General features: G+C 44.6%; 6 protein-coding genes and 1 pseudogene. 4 read left to right on the top strand and 3 right to left on the bottom strand.

Annotation, left to right across the window (positions count from 1 at the left end; genetic code table 11):
* Window positions 1–579 (bottom strand): DUF1564 family protein (locus EHQ17_RS06655; protein WP_135736162.1); only part of this gene is annotated, 579 nt, incomplete at its 3' end.
* A gap of 282 nt (window positions 580–861) precedes the next feature.
* Between EHQ17_RS06655 and EHQ17_RS06650 the strand changes: the two genes are divergently transcribed.
* Both EHQ17_RS06650 and topA read left to right on the top strand, forming a co-directional pair.
* Window positions 862–1,140 carry a hypothetical protein gene (locus EHQ17_RS06650; protein WP_135592641.1) on the top strand — a complete coding sequence of 93 codons (279 nt, stop codon included), beginning with the start codon at window positions 862–864 and terminating at the stop codon, window positions 1,138–1,140.
* Between the two features lie 344 nt (window positions 1,141–1,484).
* The gene (gene topA / locus EHQ17_RS06645; protein ID WP_135592639.1) at window positions 1,485–3,344 is read left to right on the top strand and encodes a type I DNA topoisomerase; all 1,860 of its coding nucleotides are present in this window, start codon (window positions 1,485–1,487) and stop codon (window positions 3,342–3,344) included.
* Between the two features lie 90 nt (window positions 3,345–3,434).
* Here topA and EHQ17_RS06640 read toward each other — a convergent pair whose 3' ends face one another.
* Together EHQ17_RS06640 and EHQ17_RS06635 are read right to left on the bottom strand one after the other, a co-directional pair.
* On the bottom strand, window positions 3,435–4,229 hold the full coding sequence (locus tag EHQ17_RS06640; protein ID WP_135592637.1) for an ABC transporter ATP-binding protein: 795 nt from the start codon (window positions 4,227–4,229) through the stop codon (window positions 3,435–3,437).
* A 5-nt stretch (window positions 4,230–4,234) separates the two neighbouring features.
* Window positions 4,235–5,716 carry an HDOD domain-containing protein gene (locus EHQ17_RS06635; protein ID WP_135592635.1) on the bottom strand — a complete coding sequence of 494 codons (1,482 nt, stop codon included), beginning with the start codon at window positions 5,714–5,716 and terminating at the stop codon, window positions 4,235–4,237.
* A 119-nt stretch (window positions 5,717–5,835) separates the two neighbouring features.
* Here EHQ17_RS06635 and EHQ17_RS06625 point away from each other — a divergent pair.
* Both EHQ17_RS06625 and EHQ17_RS06620 read left to right on the top strand, forming a co-directional pair.
* Window positions 5,836–6,107 (top strand): annotated as a pseudogene (locus tag EHQ17_RS06625) (hypothetical protein).
* Complete coding sequence (locus EHQ17_RS06620) at window positions 6,091–6,372, top strand: hypothetical protein (protein ID WP_210412916.1); 282 nt, start codon at window positions 6,091–6,093, stop codon at window positions 6,370–6,372. The pseudogene EHQ17_RS06625 and the gene EHQ17_RS06620 overlap by 17 nt, the downstream one beginning before the upstream one ends.
* Window positions 6,373–6,479 lie beyond the last annotated feature (107 nt).

The following is a 6,479-nucleotide window of genomic DNA, read 5'->3' as shown; positions in this document are numbered from 1 at the left end:
CGACATCGGCTCTTGCCCCTTCGCCGGGTCCTGATCTTCCGACGAATCCTGTTTTCTCGACAAATTCTGTTCTCCCGCCGGGTCCAAGTTTTCCAGCGAATTCTGATCTTCCGGCAAATCCCGTTCTCTCGACAAATTCCAATTCTGCTCCCCCCACAATCCGTTTCGCTCCGTTCGAAGTGCACGAAGCTCTGGACTGACGCCATCTGCAGAATCGCCAGTCGCCTGGTCATTGTTAGGTGGCGCATCCTTAGCTCCCTCTTCCGGCGCCTCAGAACCAAACGAAGTTCGACGGCGGTCCACGGCCGCCGCCACAGCAGACGCTGAAGCAGAGGTAGAAGGCTGATACAACGTCGTTCCCGCTTTCTTGCCCAAACGTTTGGTCGCGGTCAAAAACTTGGCGTAGGTTCGCAACAACTCGGGAATTTTCTTCGGAAGACGACGCGCGGCAGCCTCCCCATATCGCTCTCCATACCGAAGCCAGGTTTCTTCCGGAACGAGCAAGGTCACCGTTTCCTTTCTGTCATTTTGTAAACGAGAGGAAATTTCTTCTTCGTTGTTGAGCAGTAAATATCCCATACCACACTCGGTTCCACGGCTTGCACGAATGTCACGCTTCCGATGAAAAAAAGTCGCGGGCAAGGCGCCGACAAACACCAGCACAAACGAAATTTTCTTTAAAAAGACGAACTAGATCCCAAATCTTATCCATAACGCAACAACGCAATCCATGTATAGAACTCACAATCAAGGGCCCGAAAGAATGTAGTTTTCGTATATGTAATCAGATTCATACTCTCTTCGGCAGAGAATACGAACAATATTCAAAGTATGCGAATGAGTGCGAACGGATGTGAACAGTTGAAAAACTGGATAAAGCGCAACCAAAACGAAATTAGAAATATAAATCAGATTCATAAAGAAACCGAAGAATCCGATTTTACTCCTGATCCATTCCAATTAAATGATACGAAAAATACTTTAGAAAATCATAAATATTTAAATCGTTTTGACTGCCTGCTTAAGATCGACCAAAGGGTGAATCATCGAGCCACGATTCCGTGGTACCGCTCGGATTCATTTTTCCACGAAAGTTTCGCTTTTCGGAGCGAGTATCTGGATGTTTCGCCTGATAGATAAATGTGATCTCATTTCGCGTATCGGAGGAATCAAAAATTCAAACGTGTAGAATCAAAACAAACTCGAAAACTTCGAAAAAACGTTACGATGGGGGAGGTATTGTCATACAAAGTTCGAAAAAAGGACTCTCCGCTTCCAACAAAATTCTCTGATGCTTCGTTACTTTCTTCTGCTCCCAGAGTCGGTCCAAAAGAGATCCTGAACCTCCTCCGTCTTCCCAGTTCGTAGGCGCATACTGGAGAACCGGATCCGACTACCGTATTTCGCCATAAAACACAAAAACCGGACGTAACAAAACGGATATTTGATTGAAAACCTCGATACGCGTTCAACTCTGAAAGCGCGTGGTATATCTTTTTATCGTAGAATCCCCTTCCAAAGCGAAGACGATCGCTGGTTACTTAGGGAAAGAATATAGAATTTTATCCACTTTAGGACATGTCGCCGATCTTCCTAAAGCGACCCTCGGCGTGGATCTAAAAAATGCATTCGAACCGGAATACGTTCCTCTTCCTGGAAAGAAAAAAGTTATTTCCGAAATCATAAAGGCAGCAAAAGAATCCGACGCCGTTTATTTGGCGACCGATCCCGATCGAGAGGGAGAGTTCATCAGCTCGTATCTACTCGAACGGTTCAAAAAAAAATCGAACGTCTTTCGAATACGTTTTACGGAAGTCACGAAGAATGCGATTCGAAGTTCGATCCAAAACCCCACATCGATCAGTCAATCTCTCGTGGACGCGCAAAAAGCGAGAAGAATCGGGGACCGTTTAATCGGGTATTTCGTAAGTCCGGTTTTGTGGAAGGAAATCGGACCCGGTTTATCCGCAGGGCGCGTGCAGTCGGTCGCGCTAAAATGGATCTGCGAACGCGAGAATGAGATACGCGTTTTCCAACCCGAAACATATTATAAAATTTTAATTTATACGAAAGATAAAAACGGTATCGAGGGGATTTTCCAAAGAAAAGGAGATCGTATCGATTCTAGGGAAAAAGCGGATTCCATTCTGAAAGACATCGAGGAAGAAAAAGAATTGATCATCGCGACAAAAAAGGAAAGCGCGGGTAAGAATTTTCCTCCTCCTCCGTTTCAAACGGCTAGTCTTCAACAAGAGGCGTTTCGGAGATTCCATTTCAGTTCGAGAAAAACGATGAACTTGGCGCAAACTCTCTACGAAGGCGTGGATTTAGGACAGGGACAACGGGAGGGATTAATCACATATATGCGGACTGACTCGGTTCGCCTGAATCCCGAATTCGTATCGCGAACCTCGTCTTGGATCCGTTCCCGTTACGGAGAAGATTATTTTGTTCCCTACGAAAATCGAACGAAAGTGGGAAAAAAAAATACGAAAAATATTCAGGACGCGCACGAGGCGATCCGAGTTACGGATCCAGGTTTTACTCCAGATTTAGCGGGAAAAATTTTGAGTAAAGACCAAACATTCCTCTACGAGCTGATCTGGAAAAGAACCGTTGCCAGCCTGCTTCCTCCGGAAGAGTTTCAAAAAACAGAATATTCTATTTTTGTAAAAGACGAAATTTTTTCCCTCGAAACGAAACGGACGACCTTTCCGGGTTTTAAAATTCTAAACGAAATCACGGAAAAGGAAATTCCGGTTTGGAAAAAAGGGCAAACGATTTTCCCCGAAAAAACGGAAGCGCTGACCCAGACAACGGAACCTCCGCACCGTTATACGGAAGGTTCTCTCGTATCTCGTTTGGAAAAAGAAGGGATCGGTCGCCCGTCCACGTACGCAGCTGTCGCCGAAACTCTTCTCAAACGAAAATACGTCGATAAGGATCGTAATTCTTTTTTTCCGCTTCCCTTGGGGGAAAAGGTGAATTTTTTTCTTCAGACCGGTTTTGGAGAATTGTTCCGCGAAAAGTTTACGGCGGAATTGGAAAACTCTTTGGATCGGGTGGAAAAAGGAGAGGCGAATTCTCTCGAGATATTAAACCGACTTTGGTCGGATTTGAAGTATCAGATAGAAACTAGCAAACTGAACTCGAACGACTTCCGAAAAAATTGGGCCGTCGTAAGAGAGGAGAAAAAAAAGATCGGTTGGGGAACTTGTCCTCTTTGCAAAACGGGCGCTCTTCAAAGGAAGAAAACCGCGAAAAAGAAGGAATTTTATCAATGCGATCGTTTTCCCGATTGCGAATTCGTCAGCTACGATCTTCCGTCCTCGACTTCGGTTTAATCGATCTCTTTTCGTTTTATTCTAGATTGGACTTCGAATTCCTTTTCCTCTCCTTTGGGAATGAGGCCCGAAACGCGGCGATTTATTTTTTCACTTTGTTCTTTCCGGAATTACGGACCAAACTCCTTCGGTTTTTTGAACACGCAGTTTTAAGTCGTATAATACTTCTAGAAACTCTCTGCTAAAACAAACTTCGATCGGTCCTGTGATCACGGTTTTGCCGTCTTTGAGTAAAACGGCCTTCGTATAAAATTCCGGAATTTCCTCGAGGCGATGTGTTATGTATAAGGACGTGAAGTTTCGTCGGCTGTGATATTCCCGTAGAAATCCCAAAAAGTCCTCTCTTGCGGTCAGATCCAAAGACGAACAAGGCTCGTCCAAAATCAGAAGATCCGGTTCCGCCACCAAACTCCGTAAAAACAAAATCTTCTTCTTCTCCCCGGAAGACAATGTGGAGTAGAACTGATCCTTCTTTCGCAGGAGATTCGTTTCTTCAAGAATATGAACGGCCTTATCCAGTTCGTCGCGAGTCGGATCCCTATAATAACCCACGGTATGAAACAAACCGGTTAAGACTACGTCTAACACGGTGAGTTTTTTTTGAAGCGCGTTCTCCTGTTGGGAAGAATCCAATATTCCGATCCGTTTTCTCAGATCCTGAATCGCCGTCTCTCCGTAGGTTTCACCGAAAAGTCGGATTTTTCCGGAAGTTGCCCATATCATCCCGTAGATAAGATTTACCAGAGTACTTTTTCCGGCGCCGTTTCTTCCCAAAAGAACACAGTGCTCGTGTTCGTAAATTTCGAAGCTGACGGATTTCAGGATGTCGTTTCCGGAAGGCCGATAATCCACGTTCTCCACGGAAAGAAGGGAAGTTATATTCAAAAAATCTAATTCTCCATTCTTGCGATATCGTACAGTTTTCTCAGTTTTTCGCCGGTTTCTTCGAAGGTCTTTTTGTCCGCGAGATCGTATTTCTGCAACACTGTTTCGTCGATCGTAAAGAAAGACGCCTTTTTGTCGATGCAGTCCACCATCATATTCGCCAGATAAACCAATTCAACCAAGTCGTGATATACGCTGTCTATACACATGAACGGCCTATGATGGAATTCGATCATTTGCACAAGGTCGGGCGGAAAATCCCATTTTTTCGCGAGAAGACCGCCTAACGTAGGGTGGGAGATCCCTATCGAAATCTCCTCTAATATCGTTGAGCTTCCGAAGTCGCGGTCTTTTTGATAATTGGAGAGTTTGACAAAAAGTTTTCTATCCAAGGAGAGTAATATGAATTTGCCGAGATCGTGGAGAAGGGCGCCGGCCGCGGCGATATCCGCGACCCTTGTCATTCCGCCGCGGCCGGCGATATTTCTTATAAAAAAACTGCACATATTCGAATGATTCCAGACCTCTTGCAGTTTCGCATAACGTCCATCCATGATCTTTCTAACTCCGGAGACGTAGAGTAGGTTCCTCACGTTTTTAAGTCCCACTACCTTCACCGCTTGGACGATCGTGTTCACCTTGTTTCTACTGGCGAATCCAGCCGAATTGGAAAGTTTCAAAAGGTCCGCGCTCAAAGCCGGATTTTTCTCGATTTCATTGGCGATGATTCCTAAATCGGAGTCGGGATTGTTGCAAAGCGAAATGATTCGAGTCAGGGTATTCGGAAGAGGGGGAAGGCCTTCTATTTCAGCTAGGATTCTTTCTTTGAGTTTTGTGGTGATGTCTATCGGAACGATTTGTTGCGGAACCAGAAGCGTAGCCCTGGTCAATTTACCGTCCGAGTCCACCTTGAATTTGTCTGCCCCGATTCCGGAATTTTTGAGGAGCAGTTGTACGAGTACGAGGCCGAGCCCGGCGCTTTCCTGGGAATCGGAAATGTCCATAAACGCGTCCGAAAGGTCGTTGTATTTTTTTGCGGATTCGATTCTTTTTTTGATTCGTTCCACCTCTTGAGGCAGAAGCGCAGCGTCGTTCTCCACTAAAATGGCCAAGCTGTTATTGATGATTTTTGCGCGGAAATGAATTCCGAAACTGCTGTTCTGCAACGTTTCCCTTTGATCGTCCCAGTGGTGTGTGATCTCTTCCTGAAACGTCCTCATTCCTTTGGAATAATGATCTGCGTTGTTTATATCGAGGCTTTTTTTTAGGAAAAAAATCCGTTTCGCATTCGCCTTATTGGCGTTCATTAGAATTTCTTTAAGTATTGTGGATAAGACTTCCGTCAAAAAAAGTCTGTCTATTTTGCCTAAAATACTTAGCAATAAATTATAGAGTTGTTGGTGATCTTCTTCCGTTACGAATTTATATTCTATATCTATGTCTTTTCCGTTTAGAAGTGTTTCGGTCAGCTCCGTTATATTTAACATTTCTTCCGCCTTTCTCCTGCAAATTTTTGGTCGTTTCGGAAATAAATCCAGTCTTTCCGAAAATTCTTGTCCGGAGTGGCTGGTAAACTCTTCCCAAGACTCCGGTGGGGAGGGGGAATATGGGATTGATTCAAAAAAGCGAGAGTGAGATGGAGCGACAAATTCGATATTTTTTAGAGGAAAAACTCGAAGGAATTCTCCAGGAGGCGCAGAAACTCAAAAAACGTCGGCAAGAAGTGCTTCACGGAAAAAGTTGGGAGGAAAGAAAACACGCTCGTTTCCGGGAAAGAGCGAAATATAATGAAAATCAACCGACTCTCTGGGGCGAAGAAACGGTCCAATGAATGCGAACATAATAAAAAGAATGGACAACCGTGGAACCCATTCTTAGGATTGAACCAATGGACAATAGCTTCTTTTCGGAAAGCGAAAACGGCCAGGGTTTCCCCGTAAAACGGGATATTCTCGATATCATGGACTCGTATCGGTACATGAATTCATCTTATTTCTTCGATTTTCTTTCCGATGGTCGTTGGGACCACGGAACCGGTTGGATCGAAAAAAACATGAGTGGGGCGGATTGGTCCACTCGCTATGTTCCGGAAAGCATTGAACGGTACAAGAAACAATCCAAACGTTCTCGAAAGTCTTTTTGAGATAAACGAAACGTCTTTTTTCGAACTCGACAATTTCGCAATTTCTTATCTCCGTTTTTGATCGTTTCGATCGTTTCCTTTGTTTTCCCTTTCCTTCCTTTGTTTTC

It is taken from the genome of Leptospira gomenensis (assembly GCF_004770155.1).
Lineage (GTDB): Bacteria > Spirochaetota > Leptospiria > Leptospirales > Leptospiraceae > Leptospira > Leptospira gomenensis.
This window is presented reverse-complemented; position numbering and strand designations above follow the sequence as displayed.

Coding starts and splice junctions, on each gene's coding strand:
- EHQ17_RS06635 (WP_135592635.1), bottom strand. CDS start 5,716: ATGTTAAATATAACGGAGCTGACCGAAACACTTCTAAACGGAAAAGAC.